The organism is Aquibacillus salsiterrae, from assembly GCF_028416595.1.
GTDB lineage: Bacteria > Bacillota > Bacilli > Bacillales > Amphibacillaceae > Aquibacillus_A > Aquibacillus_A salsiterrae.
The window spans coordinates 21,877-44,049 of the sequence record NZ_JAMQKC010000010.1 but is presented as its reverse complement, the minus strand read 5'-3'; the positions used below and the strand labels follow the sequence as shown (position 1 = coordinate 44,049).

The 22,173-nt window shown below is 37.1% G+C and carries 25 protein-coding genes and 1 pseudogene; 9 read left to right on the top strand and 17 right to left on the bottom strand.

Annotated features, from left to right (window positions below; all coding sequences use genetic code 11):
* Positions 1 to 319: 319 nt before the first annotated feature.
* Positions 320 to 2,080, bottom strand: a complete 1,761-nt coding sequence (locus tag NC799_RS11665) for a glycoside hydrolase family 2 protein (RefSeq protein WP_272446621.1) — start codon at positions 2,078 to 2,080, stop codon at positions 320 to 322.
* A gap of 98 nt (positions 2,081 to 2,178) precedes the next feature.
* Between NC799_RS11665 and NC799_RS11660 the strand changes: the two genes are divergently transcribed.
* A complete protein-coding gene (locus NC799_RS11660; RefSeq protein ID WP_272446620.1) occupies positions 2,179 to 2,610 on the top strand; it encodes a DUF4395 domain-containing protein in 432 nt (143 codons plus the stop codon).
* A gap of 225 nt (positions 2,611 to 2,835) precedes the next feature.
* Here the strand turns inward: NC799_RS11660 and NC799_RS18435 are convergent, their stop codons facing one another.
* A complete protein-coding gene (locus NC799_RS18435) occupies positions 2,836 to 2,928 on the bottom strand; it encodes a Fic family protein (RefSeq protein WP_417006680.1) in 93 nt (30 codons plus the stop codon).
* A gap of 11 nt (positions 2,929 to 2,939) precedes the next feature.
* Positions 2,940 to 3,533: an ATP-binding protein gene (locus NC799_RS11655; RefSeq protein ID WP_272446619.1), complete on the bottom strand. Its 594-nt coding sequence runs from the start codon at positions 3,531 to 3,533 to the stop codon at positions 2,940 to 2,942.
* Between the two features lie 364 nt (positions 3,534 to 3,897).
* On the opposite strand from NC799_RS11655, the gene NC799_RS11650 reads away from it, so the two are divergent.
* The 3 genes from NC799_RS11650 to NC799_RS11640 all read left to right on the top strand — a co-directional run bounded on the left by NC799_RS11650 (position 3,898) and on the right by NC799_RS11640 (position 7,824).
* On the top strand, positions 3,898 to 4,905 hold the full coding sequence (locus NC799_RS11650; protein ID WP_272446618.1) for a DUF3231 family protein: 1,008 nt from the start codon (positions 3,898 to 3,900) through the stop codon (positions 4,903 to 4,905).
* A 735-nt stretch (positions 4,906 to 5,640) separates the two neighbouring features.
* Positions 5,641 to 6,474, top strand: coding sequence for a glycoside hydrolase family 16 protein (locus NC799_RS11645; RefSeq protein ID WP_272446617.1), 834 nt, complete (start codon positions 5,641 to 5,643; stop codon positions 6,472 to 6,474).
* Positions 6,475 to 6,477: 3 nt separating this feature from the next.
* Positions 6,478 to 7,824, top strand: coding sequence for a glycosyltransferase family 2 protein (locus NC799_RS11640; RefSeq protein WP_272446616.1), 1,347 nt, complete (start codon positions 6,478 to 6,480; stop codon positions 7,822 to 7,824).
* A 287-nt stretch (positions 7,825 to 8,111) separates the two neighbouring features.
* Here the strand turns inward: NC799_RS11640 and NC799_RS11635 are convergent, their stop codons facing one another.
* From NC799_RS11635 to NC799_RS11615, 5 genes are all read right to left on the bottom strand, one after another.
* Positions 8,112 to 8,240, bottom strand: coding sequence for a hypothetical protein (locus NC799_RS11635; RefSeq protein ID WP_272446615.1), 129 nt, complete (start codon positions 8,238 to 8,240; stop codon positions 8,112 to 8,114).
* Positions 8,241 to 8,395: 155 nt separating this feature from the next.
* Positions 8,396 to 8,686, bottom strand: a complete 291-nt coding sequence (locus tag NC799_RS11630; protein ID WP_272446614.1) for a YggT family protein — start codon at positions 8,684 to 8,686, stop codon at positions 8,396 to 8,398.
* 179 nt (positions 8,687 to 8,865) lie between these two features.
* Positions 8,866 to 10,383, bottom strand: a complete 1,518-nt coding sequence (locus NC799_RS11625; protein ID WP_272446613.1) for a glycoside hydrolase family 32 protein — start codon at positions 10,381 to 10,383, stop codon at positions 8,866 to 8,868.
* A gap of 80 nt (positions 10,384 to 10,463) precedes the next feature.
* Entirely contained in the window at positions 10,464 to 11,861 is a 1,398-nt protein-coding gene (locus tag NC799_RS11620; protein ID WP_272446612.1) for a sucrose-specific PTS transporter subunit IIBC, read from the bottom strand.
* Positions 11,862 to 12,017: 156 nt separating this feature from the next.
* Positions 12,018 to 13,004: a LacI family DNA-binding transcriptional regulator gene (locus NC799_RS11615; RefSeq protein ID WP_272446611.1), complete on the bottom strand. Its 987-nt coding sequence runs from the start codon at positions 13,002 to 13,004 to the stop codon at positions 12,018 to 12,020.
* A 462-nt stretch (positions 13,005 to 13,466) separates the two neighbouring features.
* Between NC799_RS11615 and NC799_RS11610 the strand changes: the two genes are divergently transcribed.
* Positions 13,467 to 14,357, top strand: a complete 891-nt coding sequence (locus tag NC799_RS11610; protein WP_272446610.1) for a DUF3231 family protein — start codon at positions 13,467 to 13,469, stop codon at positions 14,355 to 14,357.
* Between the two features lie 289 nt (positions 14,358 to 14,646).
* Complete coding sequence (locus NC799_RS11605; protein ID WP_272446609.1) at positions 14,647 to 14,799, top strand: hypothetical protein; 153 nt, start codon at positions 14,647 to 14,649, stop codon at positions 14,797 to 14,799.
* 22 nt (positions 14,800 to 14,821) lie between these two features.
* Here the strand turns inward: NC799_RS11605 and NC799_RS11600 are convergent, their stop codons facing one another.
* Genes NC799_RS11600 through NC799_RS11585 form a run of 4 tightly spaced genes read right to left on the bottom strand, consistent with a single transcriptional unit; the run spans position 14,822 to position 17,675 of the window.
* Positions 14,822 to 15,565, bottom strand: a complete 744-nt coding sequence (locus NC799_RS11600) for an ABC transporter permease (protein ID WP_272446608.1) — start codon at positions 15,563 to 15,565, stop codon at positions 14,822 to 14,824.
* Positions 15,565 to 16,554 carry an ABC transporter substrate-binding protein gene (locus tag NC799_RS11595; protein WP_272446607.1) on the bottom strand — a complete coding sequence of 330 codons (990 nt, stop codon included), beginning with the start codon at positions 16,552 to 16,554 and terminating at the stop codon, positions 15,565 to 15,567. The genes NC799_RS11600 and NC799_RS11595 overlap by 1 nt, the downstream gene beginning before the upstream one ends.
* A 14-nt stretch (positions 16,555 to 16,568) precedes the next feature.
* Complete coding sequence (locus tag NC799_RS11590; RefSeq protein ID WP_272446606.1) at positions 16,569 to 17,315, bottom strand: ABC transporter ATP-binding protein; 747 nt, start codon at positions 17,313 to 17,315, stop codon at positions 16,569 to 16,571.
* A gap of 15 nt (positions 17,316 to 17,330) precedes the next feature.
* Positions 17,331 to 17,675, bottom strand: a complete 345-nt coding sequence (locus NC799_RS11585) for a DsrE family protein (RefSeq protein ID WP_272446605.1) — start codon at positions 17,673 to 17,675, stop codon at positions 17,331 to 17,333.
* A 423-nt stretch (positions 17,676 to 18,098) separates the two neighbouring features.
* Here NC799_RS11585 and NC799_RS11580 point away from each other — a divergent pair, with 423 nt between their 5' ends.
* From NC799_RS11580 to NC799_RS11570, 3 genes are read left to right on the top strand one after another with little or no spacing between them, the layout of a single operon-like run.
* A complete protein-coding gene (locus tag NC799_RS11580) occupies positions 18,099 to 18,410 on the top strand; it encodes a UPF0236 family transposase-like protein (protein WP_272446604.1) in 312 nt (103 codons plus the stop codon).
* Positions 18,301 to 18,654, top strand: coding sequence for a UPF0236 family transposase-like protein (locus tag NC799_RS11575; RefSeq protein ID WP_334313861.1), 354 nt, complete (start codon positions 18,301 to 18,303; stop codon positions 18,652 to 18,654). The genes NC799_RS11580 and NC799_RS11575 overlap by 110 nt, the downstream gene beginning before the upstream one ends.
* On the top strand, positions 18,651 to 18,947 hold the full coding sequence (locus NC799_RS11570) for a UPF0236 family protein (RefSeq protein ID WP_272446602.1): 297 nt from the start codon (positions 18,651 to 18,653) through the stop codon (positions 18,945 to 18,947). The genes NC799_RS11575 and NC799_RS11570 overlap by 4 nt, the downstream gene beginning before the upstream one ends.
* 67 nt (positions 18,948 to 19,014) lie before the next feature.
* Here the strand turns inward: NC799_RS11570 and NC799_RS11565 are convergent, their stop codons facing one another.
* The 5 genes and pseudogenes from NC799_RS11565 to NC799_RS11545 all read right to left on the bottom strand — a co-directional run bounded on the left by NC799_RS11565 (position 19,015) and on the right by NC799_RS11545 (position 22,110).
* Positions 19,015 to 19,296 carry a hypothetical protein gene (locus tag NC799_RS11565; protein WP_272446601.1) on the bottom strand — a complete coding sequence of 94 codons (282 nt, stop codon included), beginning with the start codon at positions 19,294 to 19,296 and terminating at the stop codon, positions 19,015 to 19,017.
* A gap of 37 nt (positions 19,297 to 19,333) precedes the next feature.
* Complete coding sequence (locus tag NC799_RS11560) at positions 19,334 to 19,528, bottom strand: hypothetical protein (RefSeq protein ID WP_272446600.1); 195 nt, start codon at positions 19,526 to 19,528, stop codon at positions 19,334 to 19,336.
* A gap of 170 nt (positions 19,529 to 19,698) precedes the next feature.
* Positions 19,699 to 20,131: pseudogene (tnpA, locus tag NC799_RS11555) on the bottom strand (IS200/IS605 family transposase).
* 110 nt (positions 20,132 to 20,241) lie between these two features.
* A complete protein-coding gene (locus tag NC799_RS11550) occupies positions 20,242 to 21,081 on the bottom strand; it encodes a sugar phosphate isomerase/epimerase family protein (RefSeq protein ID WP_272446599.1) in 840 nt (279 codons plus the stop codon).
* A gap of 57 nt (positions 21,082 to 21,138) precedes the next feature.
* On the bottom strand, positions 21,139 to 22,110 hold the full coding sequence (locus NC799_RS11545; RefSeq protein ID WP_272446598.1) for a Gfo/Idh/MocA family protein: 972 nt from the start codon (positions 22,108 to 22,110) through the stop codon (positions 21,139 to 21,141).
* Between the last annotated feature and the right edge of the window lie 63 nt (positions 22,111 to 22,173).

The window sequence follows — 22,173 nt, the reverse complement described above, 5'->3', positions numbered from 1 at the left end:
TTTTGCTTTATTTATGTTAGCAAACAAACTGAGAACCTTATACGAACCACCAGACCACCCCGTATTTACAAGATAAACACTAACATCATGGTCTTTTATCTATCCCCTTCGCTCCCTTGGAGAGGATCAATCGATTAAGAAATAATTAATCGCTATGGCCTCTTGTTCAGACAAATATCTCATCATTTTACTAATTCTTTAATCATTTGATCGTATTCTGAAACCATTTCATTTAATTCATAAAAAAAGAACTACCTACAGGAAAAATTCCCCTGTAGGTAGCTGTCCGTTATTTTGATGAAATTGGGTATGCCCCTTATTAAAGATTGTTGATTTGCTTAATTTTGTCTAAGTCACATTTTGGTTGTCTATCATAGGTTAGCAAGCCATTGATTTCTTGTTCAACGTCTGTTAACTGGGTATAGCAGAATCCTTGGACGACTGGTGATTTCAATAAGGCTGTTGTAACGGCGCGGTAGGCCTCGACTAAGTCATCGCTTGATTGGACGGCGCTATAGCCCCAACCTTTGTCACCAACTTCATAGGCGATACCGCCATATTCGGTAATCATGATTGGCTCACCTCGGTAATGGAAGCCATCTGCATAAATGGCTCGATTGGCCGGTTGTGCATGAATAGCTGATTCGGTCGTTTGATAGGCTTTTTCCATCGCTTCGGCTGTGGAATAATTGTGAATACCGCAAATGTCGGAAATGGTGTGCTCCCAGCCCTCGTTTGATAACGCTGGTCGCGTTTGGTCTAATGACTTCGTTAAATAGTACATCGCCAACGAATGATCTTGCTGTTGTTTTTCATGGGCAACACGAGAGATTCCCCAGCTTTCATTAAGCGGCACCCATGCAACAATCGAAGGATGACTATAGTCACGCTTGATAACATCTGCCCACTCATTGCTGATGCGCTGAACGGCCGATTCACTATATTCCGAGCAATTCGCCATCTCACCCCAAACAAGAAAGCCAAGCTTATCAGCCCAATACAAGTAACGAGGATCCTCGACCTTTTGATGTTTGCGTGCGCCGTTAAAGCCCATTTGTTTAGCCAGATCAATGTCTTGTTTCAAAGCATTATCGGATGGCGCAGTCAATAACCCGCCTGGAAAATAACCTTGATCAAGCACTAGTTTTTGATAGTACGGCTTGTTGTTTAGCATCCATTTCCCGTTATCAATCGAAACTTTCCGCATCCCAAAATAACTACCTACCTCATCCTTCACTTTACCAGCACGAATCAACCTCAAGCTAACATCAAACAAATTAGGATGCTCTGGTGACCAGTACCAGCCCGGACCGTGAATGTTGCTACGGTCGGTGAAGCGATTGCGAATGTTGATGCTTCTTTTTAGATAGTGTTCAAAAACAGTTATCGTTTCTGCTACAATTTTTTGCCCTTGAAATGAAATATCTACTTCAAGTAGCGTATCCGGTCCAACTTTCCCAGCAATATCGGCTTCTAATTGAATATCACCTTGATCAATGTCTGGCGTCCAGCGAATTTTCGCCAAATGCGTTTGTTCAATCGCTTCTAGCCAAACCGTTTGCCAGATGCCAGTTGTCCGTGTGTAAAAAATTGAGGCCGACTGCTCATGCCAATACTGCTTCCCACGCGGAATCGTTACGTCCTCTGAAGGATCCTCCACACGAACAACAAGCTGATTAGCACTATTTCCCCCAGTTATGACCGAAGTAATGTTTGCTGAAAATGGCGTATGCCCACCTTCATGAAACGTAATTAGTTCCCCGTTGACGTACACCCATGCACGATAATCAACAGCACCAAAATGGAGAATAATCTCTTTACCCTCCCAATCAGCAGGCACTGAAAATGTACGGTGATACCAAACAACATCATGAAAACTCGGATCACCTATTCCACTGTTAGCTGCTTGATAGGCAAATGGGACGTTGATTGTTTGTCGTTGTTCAGGAAACGTTTGATACCACTTTTCCGACCAACCAACCTGATCATCATCGAACGAGAAATTCCATTCGCCATTTAAATTTTTCCATTGATCGCGGACAAGCTGCGGCCGCGGATACTCTGTTTTCAAATTTGCCATCGTTGTTCCCCCCGGAAGTAAAATTTTTCCAATAGATTTTTCTTAATAAATAAAATAAAATTAAAACTAAATACTTAAAACAAGGTAGGTTGGATTTGATGGAAAGTCAAGTACGTTCAGTTCCTCTTCCGCTTGTGCGAACGAATCAGTGGTTTATTGTGGTGTCTGTCTTGTTTACCTGGATAACTAAGCAAGAATGGATCCTTGCTATTCCTTTATTAGCAGGTTTAATGGGTTTATTTTTTGGATTTAATCCTGTAATGCGTTTAGCTAAGCTGTTTTTCAGAAAGAACCCAGCACAATATATTCCTGAAGAGTGGGATCAGCAGCAATTCAATCAGAAAATTGCGGTAATTTGTCTCGCTGGGGGATTACTAAGTTTTCTAATGAATTGGACCCTTTTAGGCTACGTCTTCACCATTATGGTTGCTGCATCTGCATTTATTGCAATTTTAGGTTTTTGTGTTGGATGCTATATGAGATTTCATTGGAAACAATACCTATACAAAAGATCATTAAATAAACAATAAATGTGATGGTTGAGACAGGAAATGTTGTTTATTTTCTGTCTTTTTTTCTTAAGCGCAAAATAACACCTATGATAGGTAATGATAAAATTATAAATGACGTCTAATAGTTGACGGTAGTCCCGTTAGAGAATGTTTAAGTATGCCCATATTTACAGACTGATGTCCTGTACTCCCAATGCTCCACTTTGCCCCTCATCTTGCTTTTTTTGGTGCCTGACACCACGTTTATCTATTATCTGTATAGTATTTTTGCTTAGGACTTGTTGGTTTATCAGGTATAGTTAATTTTAATAATCCACCTTTAATTAAAGGGTTCAATATTTTCGTTCTTAAGAGTATCGCTTACTCTTAATTTCTAGAAAGTCCTGTATCTCACTTCGGCTTTTAGGAATTTTGCAGAACTCTAATATTTCGTTAGTTCGTTCAGCTTGGTCACTAGCTTGGCCACTACTATGCTTAGGCTTTAATGGAATAATGGTTCTAAACACATCGCTCTCAATAAAAGTAGGCTCTGCTCCTGAGTAAATTTTATTATATTTAAAAGTATTTCTAACACCTGAACCAAGTTCATCTACACGACCTATTTCCTTAAAGAACTTTGCAATAGTAGGATTTTTAGGAAATGGTGAGAAATTGCCAGGATCAATAGTTCCATTACCATGTGGTTTATTACTATTCTCAACAAAAACCCTTTCATTCTCAATCACAAGCTTTGCTGGAAAAGGATTTGAAAACTCACGGTGAATAAGAATATTTGAAACGACTTCTCTAAACATTGTATCTCTCAGACTTACTCTCAGATCCTTTTCTAAACATCCCGTTTTAATTTCTCTTGGTACATTTACACTTTTCCAATTAATACTATGTATTATAACCATTAATACAGTAAGGCTTCTTTGTTGTTTTTTTGCAGAATCCTTCATAATAAGATCTCTACCTAGCCTCTTGAAATTTTTTTAAACCTGCATCCATTGGCATCTTCCATTAACTTAGTAATATTATTGCCCTTACTTTCATGTATCTCTTCAAGGCTTCATTTAAAATTGCAGTAACCATGTTATACCCATATCTTCAACTTTTCATTTCATGCTTCTTCTTTCAAATTGACGAAATGCATATTACTGAAGATTCTTTTGATTACTACTAAACTAAATCCACACCTGTCCTCTATTCGCGGAAAAACACCTCTTTTGTCTTTTTGGTGCCTGACACCATAGACCCAAATTATGAATAAAGATACCATCTTATACTAAATCTAAAAAGAGACAATTTCAGGAGGAGATTTATATGCCAGAAAAATCAGCAATTACTTCATCAGAATTAGGTGTATTATGGCTTACGTATCAGGAAAAAACAATGATTTTACGTATATTAGAATACTTAATCGAGAAAGCCGATGACGAAAAAGCCAAGGAGATTATGACAAATTTATATGGGGAGATAGACACATACGTTGGTAAAATTACAGAAACTTTAAAAAATGAAGGGGCTGTAATACCAGTCGGATTTACTGCACAGGATGTTAACAAAGAGGTGCCGAAGTTATATGATAATGGTTTTGACATCATGTTTGTTCGTCTACTAAAAGAAATTAGTATGGGGCTTCACTCATTAAATATAACTATGTCTTATCGAGAAGATATTGTACTGATTTTTAAAGATTTAACTGCCATTACACAAAAGTATTACAACCTGTGCACACAATATTTGCTTGAAAAGGGGTTGCTTGTTAAATCTCCTCATGTTTCAATGCCACAGTCAGTTGAATTTGTTAAAGATAACAGTTACTTGGGTGGACTCGCCATTAATCCATTTAGCGAAAAACGTTCATTAAATACGGTGGAAGTTGCTCAACTTCATCATTCAATTGAATCAAATGTCGCTGGGCTTCAAATGATTACAGGTTTTGCCCAATGTGCAAATGAAGCAGAGGTTAAAAACTACTTTAATGATGGTGCTGAACTTGCTAAAAGTATTGTAAAGGAATTAAGTGAAACATTACTTCAAAACAATATACAGTCTCCTCAATCAGCAGGTGGTAATGCCACCCGTTCAACATTAGCGCCATTTTCAGACAAAATGATGATGTATTGCACAAGTCTTTTTTGCAGTTTTTCTATGGGAAGTGGCTCTTTAGGTACTGCTTTTAGTTTACGAAATGATCTACCAGCTAAAATGACTATTTTCATGAAAGATATCTTTGAATATGCTCATAAAGGTGCAAAAATAATGATTAAAAATGGTTGGATGGAAGAACCACCTCAAATGGAAGAACGCAATCAAATGTTGAATTGAATGACAAAGGGTGAAGGATTATAGAAAGCCTAAAACCTGAGTCCTAATTATGGCATATAGCTTTACTAGGGTTCGGTCAGTTGTATTCACTTTTTTTGGAGATTCTTCTTCATGTTGTAAGCAACTTCAATTTATGATTATACATTCCTTTACAGGTGAAATACAAAAGGCTATTGACGTTACGAACTTCAATGGCCTTTTGTTTTATCCTCGTTTATATATGTTTACCAAGCGGGATGCATACCGTAATGCAGCTGGAGAAGTGAACTGCTTTTCCTACATTATTTGGAGCGTTCTTTATTACAATAGCTTTGTTATTTTCAAGCTCATTAAAATTATTTGGAGTGAGAAAACATATACCTACCCTTGTAAGCATCGGCTGTTCTTAATTGGGATATTAAAATTGAATTAAATACTTTGGAACTTTTACTTCCAGATAATTTCCTTCGTGATTCTTAAGAGACTCCGTCTATAATTTCGAAAAGGTTTTACTAATAGTTTCTGATATGTCTTGTTGTGGTGCCTCACACCATGTTCCACTGAAGATGACCCCCATTGCTTCTTATTTAGCAACTTTAAACAAACAAAATCACACCTTGTGGATGGGATTGTCCTTTACACACGGAAAAACATTTCGACAGGGTCTGACCCCACCCCAAGTAACAAGTCTATGACTTTTGAATAAGATAAGACAGGTATGAATGTGTGATTTTGTTTTTTAAAAGGATGTTATTGATGAAAAGGGTTTTAACTGCATGTATTATTCCTGCAATCGCCTTTTTGTTTGCCTTTCTTCTTTATTCTTTCCAAACACAAGAGGTGGAAAAGAACGAAACTAAACCACTGACCTATCATGCAATTAAAAGCCTAAAAGTTTACAATTACGAACTTCCTGCTTTTAAACTGGATGATCAGGTATTTCTAGATAATTTTAATTCAGAGCTAGACCAAACGTACTGGAATATTGTAAAGCGCGGGGATAACTACAACAATGAGCTTCAATATTACCACCCAAACAACGTTACTACTTCTAATGGAAAACTGAAACTGACGGCTAAAAAGGAGTTTGTTAGAAACCATTACTACACATCAGGTCAAATTACGACTCAGGATAAATTGAGCTTTAAATACGGAACGATTGAATTTCGCGCAAAAGTCCCTTCAGGAAAAGGGCTTTTTTCAGCAGTATGGCTGTTGCCAAAAGATAAAAGTAGAAAATTTCCCGAAATTGATATTTTAGAAGTTATCGGAAGTCAACCACGTACAATCTATATGGTTAATCATTGGAAAAACAAAAATGAAACACTTACTGATTATGGAACCTTTCCGATTAAAGACGAAGGATTCCATGTTTATCGGTTAGATTGGACAGAAGAAAAACTAACTTGGTTTATTGATGAACAGAAGATATTTTCCACAACAAAACAAGTACCGCAACAAACGATGTATCTATTAATTAACTTGGCAGTTGGCGGAAATTGGCCAGGGGAACCAAATGAAAAAACGGTATTACCCAACACGTTCGAACTAGATTATATTAAAATTTATTCCCCGTCTTGGAAGGAGTAGAAGATGTTTTTCCTGGTTTTAACACTATTACCCGTTTTATTGTGTACAGGTTTTCCCTTTTTTCATATGCTTAATGCCCTTCCAGTATTAATTAAGAAAGATTATGTTTCCATTATCATTAGAAAGAATCGCAGCATAAGCATTTTGGTTCCCTGTTTTAATGAAGAGGATATGCTCCAAACCGCTATTATAGGTATGAAAAAAATTGGCTACGAGAACTTTGAAATCATTTATATTAATGACGGCTCCACTGATGGAACACTATCCCTTTTACAAGAGTCGCTAGATTTGAAAAAAGTAAATAGATCTGCCAGAAATCGAATTGCCTATAAACAGGTGAAAGGATTTTATCACTCCAGACGGTACAGTAACGTATTTGTTGTTGATAAGGAAAATGGCGGAAAAGCAGATGCTTTGAATGCTGGGATTGATTATGCAAAAAATGAGCTTGTATTAACTCTTGATGCAGACAGTATTCTTGAGCCAGATGCACTACAAATGATTAATCGTGGTTTCCAAGATAGAAGTGTAATTGCAGCAGGAGGAATGGTTCATGTCCTACAAGGAAGAAAAAAATTCTCTACGCCATCTAGCGTATCATTAAAGCTGAAGCATATTCTAAGGTTTCAAATTTTGGAATATTTAAAGGGGTTTTATATCTATAAAGCGTCTTTAGCACGGGTAAAAGCTCTTGCCATCATTTCTGGATCATTTGGAGTGTTTGATCGCCGCTTACTATTAGAATTAGGTGGCTACCGAGATACAGTAGGTGAAGATATTGACATAACGTTAAGATTCCAAACGTACTTGCTGTCAAATCCAACTAAGAGGATCTTATTTATTCCAGAAGCTGTTTCCTATACAGAATGTCCCGAAACATGGAGAGGGTTATTCATACAACGCATTCGATGGCAAAAAGCGTTCGTTGATTGTGCTATACATTATCACAAAATCCTACTAAAAACCGTTTTTAACCGCTCTTTATCATTTTTCTTTACCGTAGATGCGTTTTTTGTCGGAACTTTTTTCACTTATGTTGTTGTATTTTATCTGTTACTTCTAATCATCTTTCCAAACCCTCATTCAATTATTATTATACTAACCTATCTTATTGCATTAATCGTTTTTAATCTTCTCTATACAATTATCGCCTTATATATTACAAGCAAATACGGCACTACCTTTCGCGGCTTAGACAAGATTCGTCTTCTCGAAACAATTGCCCTCGACCTAATCGTATATCGTTTTGTCTTAATGTTTTTTATTATCGCAGGAACCATTGCCTACTTTCTAAATAAAGAAGGCTGGAAAAAAGTTGCCCGTACAGGACGCGATTATGAGAACAGGTGACTGGAGATGAAAGCACAGAGACGGCTCTTTAGGGAACAATCAAAAAGAAGGGATCAGGCATCACAAATTGACAATTGTCTTTTTGTAGTGCCTGACACCAAGTTCCCCGCGAACAGTAAAGGTATTGGTTGAAGAGCCGTCACCTACAAGTAAACCAGACCCATTCTCCAAACATGGAAAATAAATCTCTTTATCAACTGGCAGGGTCTGACCATTACATTAAATCTGAGGGTATTTGCTCTATAAAAACTACACTTTAGCAATTCTGAATTTCAAAAATTCTAACCTTACTTTGCTGATTTCTGTTCATCATCCATAAAAACTACTTCATAATCGGATTCAGGACTTCCACCTTTACCTGGCTGTTTGCGGCCAACTCTATTATCTTGTTCGGGGGCAGCTTTGGTCATCGACATTGTCATATCCTTTTAATAAAAAAGAAAAGTCAACTGTCTCTTTAGCTTGGCCGCTAGAACAGTTGACTCCCTATAACATATGACTATTATACTTGAATATCCTCATTCTATCAAGCCAGATCTGAAGAGTAAATTCGGTTGTTTTGAAACCGGGATTATTTTCCAAACATGGATACTAGATTAATTAATACATAACCTACTATAGTATAAATGATCATTGCAAATAAAGCCGAGAATTCAATGACAAAGGTTCCTTCCAGATTTGCTGTAGGAAATATTCCTTCAAATGGATAAAGTAAAGGAGAACTTGTTTGATAAATCCACTGAACAAATGGCGTCGATTGGTTTGCACCAAATAATTTTAATATAATCCTTAACCCTATTATAAATTGAGCTATACCAATTACAACATCAATCATGTGAGTAATGATTTGCCTTTGACGCAATGGTAAACCTCCCCTAACATTCTTACATATCCTTTTCCCGCTCCATACATCTTTTAAACTTGGTAACAGGGGTACATTGCAGTAGCCGTAATCAGCGATCATCGGATAACATTTTAATCGATTTTCAATGATTAATGTTCTGTCTTTTTCAGGAAGTTAGTAGCGATTCCCCCTTAATACTAAACAAAATCCACCCCTGTCCTCTGTTCGTGAAAAAATACCCTTTTTGTCTTTTTATGGTGCCTGACACCAAGTATTAGCTCCCACTTCTCCACCTTGATATTTATGGTTCCTTTTGCCGAAAACTGAATAGTTGGATCATTATCATAATCAAATAATCTCGCGGTGAATACTTCCGCTCCATCATTTAAAAACACTTCTATTGATGATTTATCCAGAAAAATTCTAAGGTTAGATAGCTGATTTAACCTACAGCTTCTGGAATGGACACCGTCGCCTTTTATTGTTTTCCGCTCTAGCGTTACAAGTTGCAAAGTTTGGTTAAAGCTTAACTTGGCAACCGAACCGAATTCTAGGGTAAATACATCAGCATTACTCTTGTTAACAGAAACAGCTAATTCTACCGTTTTACCCTCAACCTTTGGAAGCTTGATGGACTGATCTTTTATGTCCACATCATCAAAGACCACATGATCGCCCCTTAATTGCTTTAATTCTTCGACCGGTTTTTGATAGAGTTTCTCCTCCACTAGTTCTAATTCGCGCGGGATGGTTAAGGCATGGATCCACTGATGCTTACGGGTAGGATGTACTGCTTCCGTTTCATCTGGAAGTCCCATCCACCCATATAAAATCCTTCTATTATTATCATCGACAAGTGTTTGTGGAGCATAAAAATCAAAACCTCTGTCTAACTCATCGAATTCCCCATGCGTGAAGTTATTATTTTCCCTGTCGAAATCACCTACTAAATATCCTGTTTGATAGATATTATTGTACTTGATTCCTTCCGCCTCTAAACCCTGAGGAGAGAAAACAAGTACATCTTTTCCGTTCAACGTAAATAAATCAGGGCATTCCCACATGTAACCAAAATCTGCTAAGCCATTTCGATTACTTCCAGCTAGTATCCCGTGGTGCTCCCAAGTTTCTAAATCGTCTGATGAAAAGAGTACTATTACACCTTCCTCTTTAACAGTCTGAGCACCAATCACCATATACCAGCGACCAGATTCTTCCCAGACTTTGGGATCGCGGAAATGAGCGGTGTAACCTTCAGGAAGATGAATAACTGGCCCCTTTTTTTCAAAATGAACGCCGTCGTTAGACACAGCTAAACATTGATACGTTTCTCTTTCCCCTTCAGCATCTCTTACATTTCCAGTATAAAACAAAAATAACTTGCCATCATGGACAACCGCACTTCCGGAATAACAACCATTCTTGTCGTACCAATCACTTGGTGCTAAGGTGATCGGGAGCGTCTCCCAATCGACTAAGTTTTTCGAGCGATAATGTCCCCAATATTTAATCCCATGTTTTGTTTCAAATGGGTTCCATTGATAAAAGACATGATAGTAGCCCTGAAAATAAACGAGTCCATTCGGATCATTTAATAGCCCGACAGGTGGCATAAGATGGTATGTTAATCGGAATCGATCACCTGCAACTACGTCTTTATTTTTTTCTACTGCATTAAGAGCTTTCTCTTTCAACTCTTTGTCTTGTAATACCATTGTTGTCATCACGTCCTAATAAATAGTTCGGTCAAATGGATACGGGTGCTTAGTTGAACACCAGCACCCGTAATGTCTAATTATTCTACTTCTTGTAGCTTTTTATCTGTGAATCCAAACATCCAAGTTAAGACAAACGCTGTACCGATTGCTATCAAATTTACTAAGATATAAAGGAAAATTTGTTCATTTAAATATAGTAATGTTCCCGGTATAACAGTAATCGACATACCTGTTGCCTTTAGTCCAAAGATAGATGCTGCAAAACCTCCGACAGCACCACCGATTAGTCCCATAATGAATGGTTTTACATAGCGAAGGTTAACCCCAAAGATTGCTGGTTCGGTGATCCCTAAAAACGCTGAAAGTGCAGATGGTAAGGCTAGTGCTTTTAGCTTTATAGATTTAGTTTTCATACCAACAGCCAATGCAGCTCCACCTTGTGCCGCAACAGCAGCAGTAACTATCGCGTTATATGGGTTGTAGCCTAGCTTTTCTAATAATTGAATTTCAAGCATGTTGAAAATATGGTGAACACCAGTTACTACAATAATTTGGTTTAAGCCACCGATTAATAAACCACCTAATCCCAATGGCAAACCTAAAACAAAAAGTGTTCCTTGTAAAATGTACTCTTCAACCGCATGGAAGATTGGTCCAATAATAAACAATGATGCAATGATCATAACAAGTAACGTAACAAATGGAGTTACAATTAAGTCTAATGCCTCTGGTACACGTTTTCTAACAGCGCGTTCAAATTTGGCCCCTAGAATACCTGCGATAAATGCTGGTAAAACGGCACCTTGATAACCTACGACTGGAACAAAACCAAAGAAGTAAAGTGGTTCAGCTCCCGTTGCTACTCCCCATGCATTTGGTAGGGCCGGACTAACTAACATGAGTCCAAGGACAAGTCCGATGATCGGCGTACCACCAAACACTCTGAACGTTGACCAAGCAACAAGCGCTGGTAAGAAAATAAATGCTGTATCCGTTAAAATTTGCGTAAACAATAGGAAGTTTTCGGAAATATCAGCAGGTGTTAACCCAAACAAACCTAAAACCTGTTCTTGTGTAAGTAATCCACGTAAACCCATAAACAAACCAGTTGCTACAAGTACTGGAATGATTGGGACAAACACATCACCAAACGTACGAATTCCACGTTGGAAGGCATTACCACTCTTTGCTGCTTCTTTTGACTGTTCTGATTTGGATGCACTGTCAATTCCCATCTTTTCTACTTCTTCAAAAATTCGGTTAACTGTACCAGTTCCAAGAATTACTTGATACTGCCCTGAATTGTAGAAAGCACCTTTAACTTTATCAATTTTTTCTACTTCAGCTTGGTTGATCTTTTCTTTGTCATCAACCATAATTCTAAGTCTTGTAGCACAATGGGCTACAGACGAAATGTTTTCTTTTCCCCCAACCGCTGCAATAATTTCTTCAGCAATTCTGTGATTCTCTGACATTACGTTCACTCCTCGTAAAAATGAAATAAGTATAAGTAATCGATTCCACAACACTTAAAAAAAATTTAACATAATTTCATTTTGTTCTTCATAAGGAATCGATTCCTCAAAACTAAAAAATAATGAAATCGATTACACAACCGATCTCATTTAGTATCATACACTACCTCGAATTAAAAATCTATAGTCTAACGTGATTTTTTTATTTTCTGTTTCACCGCTTAACTTAGCAAGGATAATTTTAGCAGCTTCACGCCCTGCTTTTTCATTCTGGTAATCCACAGTTGTTAATGGTGGACTTAAATGTTTAGTGAACTCTGATCCACCGATACTTGAAATTGCGATATCCCCCGGAATAGTATAGCCTTTTTCCTTCAAATAGTTGCATGCCCCCAATGCCAATCGATCCGTTACAGCAAATACAGCAGTTGGATTATTTCGAGTGGTTGTTAGTAATCTTTCCATCGCTCCATAACCAGATTCGATATCAAAGATACCTTTTTGAATCCACTCGGGTTCAACTGGAAGGTTGTGATGTTTCATCTCGTCTAAATAACCTTGTTTTCGTAAATATCCAACAGAACGGTCTGATTCATCGACGCCAATAAACCCAATATTCCGATGACCCTTTTCAATAAATAAAGATACGATATCCCTAGCTGCATGGTAGTCATCATAAAGAACCATTGACACCCCATCCATTTCTTGACCGACAACGACAATAGGAATTTCTAATTGCTGAATTAATTCTTGTAAATGTTCATTCCCATTTGTAGCAGCGAAAATGATTCCATCTACCTGACGAACCTTTAACAAATGAATATATTCCATTTCCTTTTGTTTATCTAAGTTGGTGCTAGCTAGTAGGATTTGATAACCTAACTTAGATAAAACCTCGTCCATACCAGAAACAATCCTACCAGATGTTTCCGTCCGAATCGTTGGTACAATTACACCAATAACCTTTGTCCGTTTCGTTCTCAATGATTTAGCATGTTCGCTTGGGACATAGCCAGTTTCCTCAATAGCCTTCATAATTCTTTTTCTTGCTTCTTCACTTACATAACCAGAATTATTCAATGCACGTGAAACAGTAGTCCGAGAAACATTTGCCATCTTTGCTATTTGATTAATTGTAGTCATCTATTACCATCCTTACTGTTGCGACTTCCTATTTAACTGTTCAACTTCAGTTAATATATCCTAACATTCTATTAATTTTATCATAAATGTCTGGACAAAGTGAAAAGGAGTAAATTTGCCAAAATAAAACATTGGGGGAACAACAACCTATTATTTTGGTAATTTACTAAGTCTAAATTTGAAATCTTGCAATAGTCAATTATATTTTAACATCAATATCGAATTTGGAACTAATTAGGTTATTACATAATATTGTTGTACTGTGTAGCATGTTCTGTTGATTTTTAATCTTCTTAAAGATAGTACCCGTTACTTAAAGTGTAAAAATTCACAATCTATATCATTTTAAGACTTAAACCCAGCCCTTTTTATCTTTTCATATACACTCTCTTCTCTTAAATTTATACTTTTCATTTTTTAGGAGACATTACTTAGTGTCAATTAATGTTTGGAGGGTTATATATGAAAGCTGAAAACAATATTCGTCTTACGTCACCTGAAATTGCTTCACTTTGGACTGCTTATATGAATAATAGTATGTCTTATTGTGTGCTGAAATATTTTAGAGAAAAAACACAAGATATAGAAATTCAAAAGATATTAGATCTTGCCATTGAGATTTCTGAAACGGTGCTAAAAAGTATCACTGATATTTATAAGAAAGAAAATCATGCAATCCCTGTTGCTTTTAGTGAGAGTGAGGACATTAATCTTAATGCACCTGCACTATATTCAGATACGTTCCATCTACAGTTTGTTCATAATATGGCAAGGCATGGTATGACTTCATATGGCGCTTCTTTTGCTGGTTGTGCACGAACGGATGTGAAGGATCTCTTTTCGAACACGATTGACCTTACACGAGATTTATACAACAAATCGCTAAATGTATTATTAGAAAAAGGGTTATATTCAAGAGCTGCCTCTATTCCGATTCCAGATAAAGTAGAGTTTATAGAAAAACAAGGTTATTTGACAGGTTGGTTTGGAGAACGACGTCCGATGAATGCAATCGAAATTATGCACTTTTATAAAAATATGCAACGAAATGCTGTTGGTAAAGCGTTATTACTAGGTTTTGGTCAAACGGCCGGCTTACAAGAGGTACGAAATTATATGGCGAGAGGATCTCAAATTGCTGATAAAGTCGTGAAGTTTTTGGCTCACATTTTATCCGAAGAAAATATTTCAGAAACGCCAACTTTGGATTCTGAAGTTCTCAAATCAACAACAGCCCCTTTTTCTGATAAATTAATGATGTTTCAGGTATCAATGTTACTGCCTATGTTGTTTCTTATTCCTGGAATTGTAATTGGATTAATTATTAGGAATTTTATAATCAAATTTTTTTAATACCCCATTTTATAATTATAAAATGGGGTATTTATGTGTGCTGTTTCTTTCCTTATCCTAAAGATCCCTTTAGCTTAAGTACATCTTTCACCAAGTCAATTTTTTGCGCAGTTTCAAGTCTACTACGTAATACAAGAGTTAATCAGACCTGTTTGCAAAAGGCTAATCCTATTGAAATCAATCAAATCTTTTATGATACCTAAAAATATCTTGTATCACCAGGAATCATTGCAGTGGTGAACACTCTGTCATTCTTTGGTACACTTTTTGTTTTTTGGTGGTAAATGCTTTGTCAGAGGTGGTACTTTTCAGTGGCAGTAATCAGTCTGACCTCATTGCCGAAGATTTAATTGTCCTTCACATGCGGAAAAAATTTCCATTTTGTCTTTCGACAGGGTTTGACCCAATTCATGAAAATACCGTAGCACATCCACTATGGTAGTTTCTATTTCATGTTAACTCTCTTACCTTATAGCCCAGCTTGCGAATCGCTTTTGAATGGGACGAAGAAGTAGGAAGTCTAATATTAAAGCTAAGAAACCAATAAGCAGGATACCTAGTAATACTGACGATGCGTTCCCTATTTGCCCATTAAAAGAAATGAAATACCCAATACCAGCATTTCCTCCAATCATTTCTGCAGCAACAAGAGAACGCCAAGAAATGGCAAATCCTACTGTGATTCCACTAATAGCGGCCGGTATAATCTCAGGTAAGTAAACGTAAATCGCAAGCTTCCATCCTTTTGCGCCAAGTGATCTTGCCGCTCGAATATGGGTTTCTGGAATTTGATTCATTCCTTGTACTACATTAATCAAAATCGGGAAAAAGGAAGCTATGATGATGACCGCAATCATCGGTGCGTCCCCCAATCCTAATAGAATAATTAATAATGGGGCCCATGCCATTGGTGGTGTTGCTTGAAAATAAGTCACAATCGGCATGAGAAATTGTCTAAATAGACGAGATGCACCTGCGATAATGCCAATAAGAAACGCTAAAAACATAGAAATTATAAATCCAATCCCAAGCCTTTTAAGGCTTAACGCAATGTGTGATTGAATTTCTCCTTTTTCCCACTGTGTTCCTGCTTCATGCATAACATCAATAGGACTTGGAAACATATAGGAAGGGTATTGGGCTGAAATGATAAACCAGATTACTAATACAAATGGTATTGCAAGCCAGCCAATCCATTTTTTCTTCACTATTCCTTTACTCCTTCAACGAAATCTAAATTAAACAAGCTCTTTGTATCCACTTCTTTTTCAATGTACCCAAGTTCATAGGCTGCATCTGCAAGCTGTTGATAATAAACAAAATCATCATCATTGAATTCCCAACTAAATGTTAGATTTTCTTTTGCTTTCTTAATAATATCTTCTGCTACTGTATCTCCAATACTTTCAATATTAAATACGTCTACTAATGTTTGGTTTATCTCCGTATTGGCTTCATTTAAAGACTCTGTTGTTGATTTATGAACATCTATAAACGCTTGCACTGCTTCAGTTTTATTTTCCAATGCATCTTTTGTAGTTAGAACAACTAAAGCAGGATCTTTCTCCTCAACAATTTGCTTTTTACCACGTAACAAAGCATAAGTTAAGAAAGGCTCATTTAATACCCCTGCACTTGCTTGCCCAGTCTCAACTGCTGCTTCTATATTCGGTTGCTTGAATTCTTGAATAGTAACATCAGTATCAGAAAGTCCTGCTTTTGGTAAAATTAAGCCTCTAGTAATAATATCAACTCCACTACCGCGCTTTACACCAGCAATCACTTCACCCTTAAGCTGATCAACGGATTTGATATCAGATTGTTCACTGACAACTACACCAAGCTGGCCTTCGCTTACTTTAGCAATTACTTCAACATCGAGACCTCTGGATGCCCAGTTCACAAGCGCAGGAACTCCAGCATAGGCAACATCTAATTCTCCTGCAGCTAGTGCTTGGTAAAGCTCCGGCCCAGAGTTAAATCCATATGTCGTGGCATTTAACTTCTCATTAAACAATCCTTGTTTGTCTGCTACAATACCAGGAGCATTAGCAAGGATAGATACATAGCCAATGTTTAAGCTTGGTTTCTCTGTACTTTCTTGGGAACTTTCTGACTCATTTTGTTCTGATGTCGATCCACATGCGGCTAATACTAAAATAGTCATAATTACAAATATACCCATTAATTTTTTCATTATTGTTTCCCCCTCTATTGCTGCCTTTCATTTTGTAAAAATTCATATAACCTTTTTACATATGCATTATAATTAGATGATGTTCGATCTCTAGGACTTTCCAATTCAATATCAATTATATCTTTTACTTGCCCATTTTTAGATAAAAGAACTATTGTATCTGACAAAAATACGGCTTCATCAATACTATGAGTAACAAGAATTGTTGTCATATTGAGATTATTGTGTAAGGAAAAAAGCTCTTCTTGCAAAACATCTCTTGTCTGCGCATCAAGTGCACTAAACGGTTCATCTAGCAACAAAATATTTGGCTCTGTCACAAGGGTTCTAGCTAATGCTACCCGTTGCTTCATCCCACCCGATAGAGAAGAGATGGGATAGTCTAAATATTTTGTTAATCCTACTAATTCCACCATTCCCCTTACTTTTTGATCTCTTGATGTTTTCGAATCTCCTTGCATCTTTAAGCCGAACTCAACATTTTTATAAACAGATAACCAAGGGAACAAGGCTAAATCCTGAAATACAAAACCTCTATCCTCTGATGGCATTTTCACTTGTTTGTCTTCAATCTTTATTGATCCAGTATAATAAGGGATAAATCCTGCTATTAAATTGAGCAATGTTGATTTTCCACAACCACTTGGACCCAAGATTGAAACAAATTCTTCCTGTTCTATTTTAAAGTTAATATTGTTCAAAACTTGCAAATCATTTTTGTACTGAAAGGAAACCTTTTCCAAGTTTACCAATGACGTCATAAACTTCTCCTTTCTTTACAGAGCTAAATAAGCCCATCCCTCTTCTTGTCTTGTTACAAGATGGGCGACACCTGACCCAGCTTGATTAACACTGCATTGCAAGTTATTTACATCTACGTTCTTATTAGTTAAAGTATTATTACAAACAACAAAACGCATATCAAACGCCAGTATTTCCTTAATCCGTTTCCTGATCGTGTCATCCTCACTCTGCAATAACCCCAATCCAGCTCCAAAGACAACAATTTCACATTCTATTAATTTAACTCCCAAATTCTTTTTTAGGTTAATAATGTTATTAGTAACTCGTTTGAAATAATCCACACCATCTTGATTAACTTGTATTACTACCTTTGTCACTGTCTCTACTCCTTTATCTTGTATTCCAAGGTGAATACTTGGATTATATAATAAAGAGAAGAGACTTGGGAAGCAAAACGATTGTACAATCCCCATATTCAAGGTCATCCGCAAACAGCAAGAAGTAACAATAAATAGTTTGATATGGTTTACTTGAAACGAACTATCATTTATCGAGAAACAGTTCTACATAATCCTTACACATTACCAATATTTTCAGAAGAAATTATTGATTAAAAAGTCCAGTACACCTTTCTGACGAAGTTACAGCATATGATGGAAGTATTTATTTAGATCAAACAAACGACGAAGCATCTACCAAATGTAATCTTCATAATATAAATGATCGTCTAGAGTATGATTCATCTTCCAAGTCGTAATAATCCGTATTTCTATGCTTCTTCGCTATTGAAAGTGTGTAAAGTGATTAGCAGCCGACCATACAAGGAAAAGAGCTTAAAAAATGCAGCTACCTATCAAGGTTGGGAAATGAATGGGAAACGAGCGAAATTGGTTGAAAAGCGACACTTTATCCATCGTGGGAAATTACTCTTTTGGGAAGAGTTTGAGCAGTATCTAATGGACACGTATGAATACGATCCTACTCGCCATCAGCTTGTGATTAATGGGGACGGGGCAAAGTGGATCACATCTTGTCGGGACTATTTTCAACACAATGCCACGTTTGTCATTGATCGCTTTCACATTGCTCGAGATATTCAGAGTATTTTTTAGGGACCACCCAAGGTACAGAGCTGTCAGAAAAAAGCTAGCAAACTATGACTCTGAAGGATTGATGATAGAGCTGAATAGCGCAGTGGGTACAATTGGTCATGAAAAGAAGGAGGAACCTTTAGAAGCACTTATAGCCCAGCTCTCGCAGTATCCAGAGGCTCTTTGTGATTACCAAGAAAAGCTTAGAGAAAAGGGAATAGATACGGAGGGATTCCGTCCGATGGGAAGCGCAGAGGAACAATGAGTGTCTTCGCTAAACGATTGAAAAATGGCCGAAGTTGGAGCGAAGTAGGCCTGGAGAAGTTTAGTGATATCATGGTCGCTCTAAAAGACCACTTGGACATTAAAACACTCCAGGGAAGACTTGAACAGGTCATAGAAATGGATGATAAAAAAGAGCAAGAGAAGCCACCGAAACACTTCGTAGAAAAGCTTACAAAGCATGTTGGAGAAGCAACAAGAAACAATATTGCATACCTTCAGCAAACAATTCGCAAACCAATAGTTGAGGCATTAAAAGGGCTAAGAGGCTTTTAAAAAAGACAAAAAAAAAAGCAAAGGAAGAATCAAGGAAAGAAAACGCCACCAAAAGGTTGATAATTAGCTAGCCAAAAGTGGAGTTAACACGTTCCAAAAAAACTCCCACAAATACTTGACTCAATCGGCTTACTCCGGTAGCCACTGCTGCTGTTCCTATTGCAGCAACTGCCGCACCAATGGCCACACCGACTCCTTTTAACACGCCTCCCAACTTTTCAAAGCGACCAGATGCATTTTCTGTTTGTTCTGCTGCCTTCTCTACTTCATCGGCTAACTCTCCTACTTCACCTTCTGCATCATTTGCGCTGTCACCCAATTCATCAATCGATTGATTAGTTTTATCCAACTCCCGCTCCATCTTAACCAATTCAGATTTCGCATTGTTAAGCTGAATTTGCCAGTTCTCTAGTTCGCCTATCTGTTTCTCCAAAGGAATCGGATGCATTTTTAAGGGCAGCTTCTAACGTTCCAATCTTATCTTTTTGAGCATCAACCTCTTTATTCAACACTTCACTTCTAGCCGTCAGGGCCTCCATCGATTTATCTTGCTTTTCAAATTGCGAAGTAACTAGATTCATTTCACTGCCTAACACCTTGAAATTCCGATTGATCTCCCTTAGGGAATTCTTAAACTACCACCTGCTAAAGCAGGTGGATTTGGACATAAAATGTCTACGACTAAAGTCGTTATTAAGACTGAAGTCATCTAAAAGATATAATGCTTAAGCAAAATAAATTGTGACTAAACTCATCCGTCAATTCTAAATGAGTCGTTCCGTTCTTCATTAAACTGATTTGCGATATAATTTCTAATCGTTTCTTCATCCACTTTGCCAACTGTTGCACAAAAGTAGCCTCTTGCCCACAAATGTTGGCCCCAGTATTTCTTTTTAAGCTCTGGGAACTGATCTTGGAGTAGTCTTGATGACCGTCCTTTTTAGGTACTGCATAATCTTACTTGGCGCAAGGCTTGGTGGACATGATATCAACAAATGAATGTGATCTTTTCCAACACTTCCTTCTAAAATTGTAATGCCTCTTGCATTGCATCCTTGCCTTATTAGTTCACGTGTTCTTTTCGCAATTTTCCCTTGTAATATCTTATACCTGTATTTGGTTACCCAGATGATATGATATTTGATATCATGAACTGCATGACTGTTCTTTTTATATCCGTCCATACTTTTTCACCTCATAGCTTCAGTATGGACATCAAAAGATAAGACTAAAAGCGGATACAGTCTAAAGACGGTGGAGTTGGACCACGCATTTGGAAATTAAATCCCCCCAATTAATTTCTAACTTTATTCCCCAAGCTAAATAGTTCATCCATATGTCTAGATGTGTCATTGGCTAATAACCGAGGGTCTAGTGTGTAAGGTGTTATTTCAGAAGTAACAACATCATCATACCCGATTTGTTCTAAAGCAATGAATACCTTCTTCCAATTAACATCACCTGCTAACAAAGGAACAAATCCATTAATGTTTCCAACTGCTACATTAAAATCTTTCACGTGTATTTTCTTAATTCGTTGACCTAATGTAGTTATCCACTGTTCCGGGTAACCAAATTGCAGAACATTACCAACATCAAAATAAGCACCGATGTAATCGGAGTTTAGTTCGTCTATATATCTTCTCATTTCAAGCGGCGACATTAAAAATTTATTCCATACATTTTCGATTCCAATATTTATATTTAGTGTTTGTGCAAGCGGGATTAACTTACTTAACTCTTCTTGGCTTCTTGTATAACATTCTAAATATGAGGTTTCTTCTGTAACAATTCCTGGAACCACTAGTACCGTGTCCATCCCGATTACGGATGCCAACTCCATTTGTTTTTCAATGACACGTCTACCCTTTTCTCTAATAACTGCGTCAGGATGTGAAAGAGGCATTTTCCACAACAAACCTGTGGAGATACTTCGCAATTTCAGATTATAAGAGTGGGCCAATTCTAAGATAAGCTTTGCCTCATCTTCTGTCGTTGACAAAGTTAACCCAACACCATCATCTGGATTTAAATTTAATTCAACTGCATCAAAATGTGCATTATGGCTGTATTCAAATACCTTTTCCAGGGGGGTTCCCTCTGGATAACACCATTGGTTTATACCTTTTAACATGAATCTCTCTCCTTTAATAGTTAGAAAGAAGGAGACCATATTGGTCCCCTAATAAATCTAATTAATTTTTACAGGTTCTTTTTTTTCTGCAGACTGATACGCAGCAATTACAACTTCCAAAGCTTTTAAGCCGTCTTCTCCCGTGATAGAAGGACTACTATTTTCCTTAACAGTCCTTACAAAATCTGAAACTAATTGAAAGTCCATGTCATCACCCCAAAAATCCCATTCAGCTCCTTCATCACTATAAACATTTGTTTTTTGTGCGAATGCATCAACAGTCAATGTACCATTAGTACCAACGATTTCTAAGGTAACGTCGCCCCATGTAGGATAGTTTTCATTTCTTGACCAACTACAATCTAGTGTTGCAAAAACGTTATTGGAAAATTCCATAGTTAATAATCCACAATCATCAATATCGAAATCCGAAATTAGGTTCCCAATCTCGGCATATACCTCTTTAACTTCTGACCCTAAGTACCACCTTATTATGTCAACTACGTGTACCGTGTGATCCATAACTGCTCCACCACCTGATTTAGCTTTATCAACAAACCATCCGCCAGGGTTCGTACCTCTATTCGTTCCTTTAATAGCAACTATATTTCCTAAATCACCATTTTCAATAATTTTCTTTGCATTTACTATTGGTGTATTGAATCGTACTGGAAATGCAGTTTGTAGGATTACTTTATTTTCATTACATTTGTCAATCATTTTTCTAGCCTCTTCAGGATTAGTCGCTATCGGTTTTTCGCATAAAATATGTTTACCTTTTTCGGCTGCTGCAACCACATGTTTATAATGGTTACTATTTTCTGAAGTAATAATAACTGCATCAAGTTGCTGGTCCAATAACTCTAAATAGTCCTTATAAAAAACTGTTCGGAACTGTTTAGAGACTTTATACCCACGATTAACATCTTCATCTGCTATACCAACTATTTCTACTCCATTTATTTTTGCTAAAGCATTTGCGTATCCAAACGCATGCCCATGAGCAAAGCTAATAATCCCTATTTTCATCCGATTACCTCCCTCAATAAAGTTTAATTTTCTCCCGAATACTCACGTATTCTTAAAATTTCA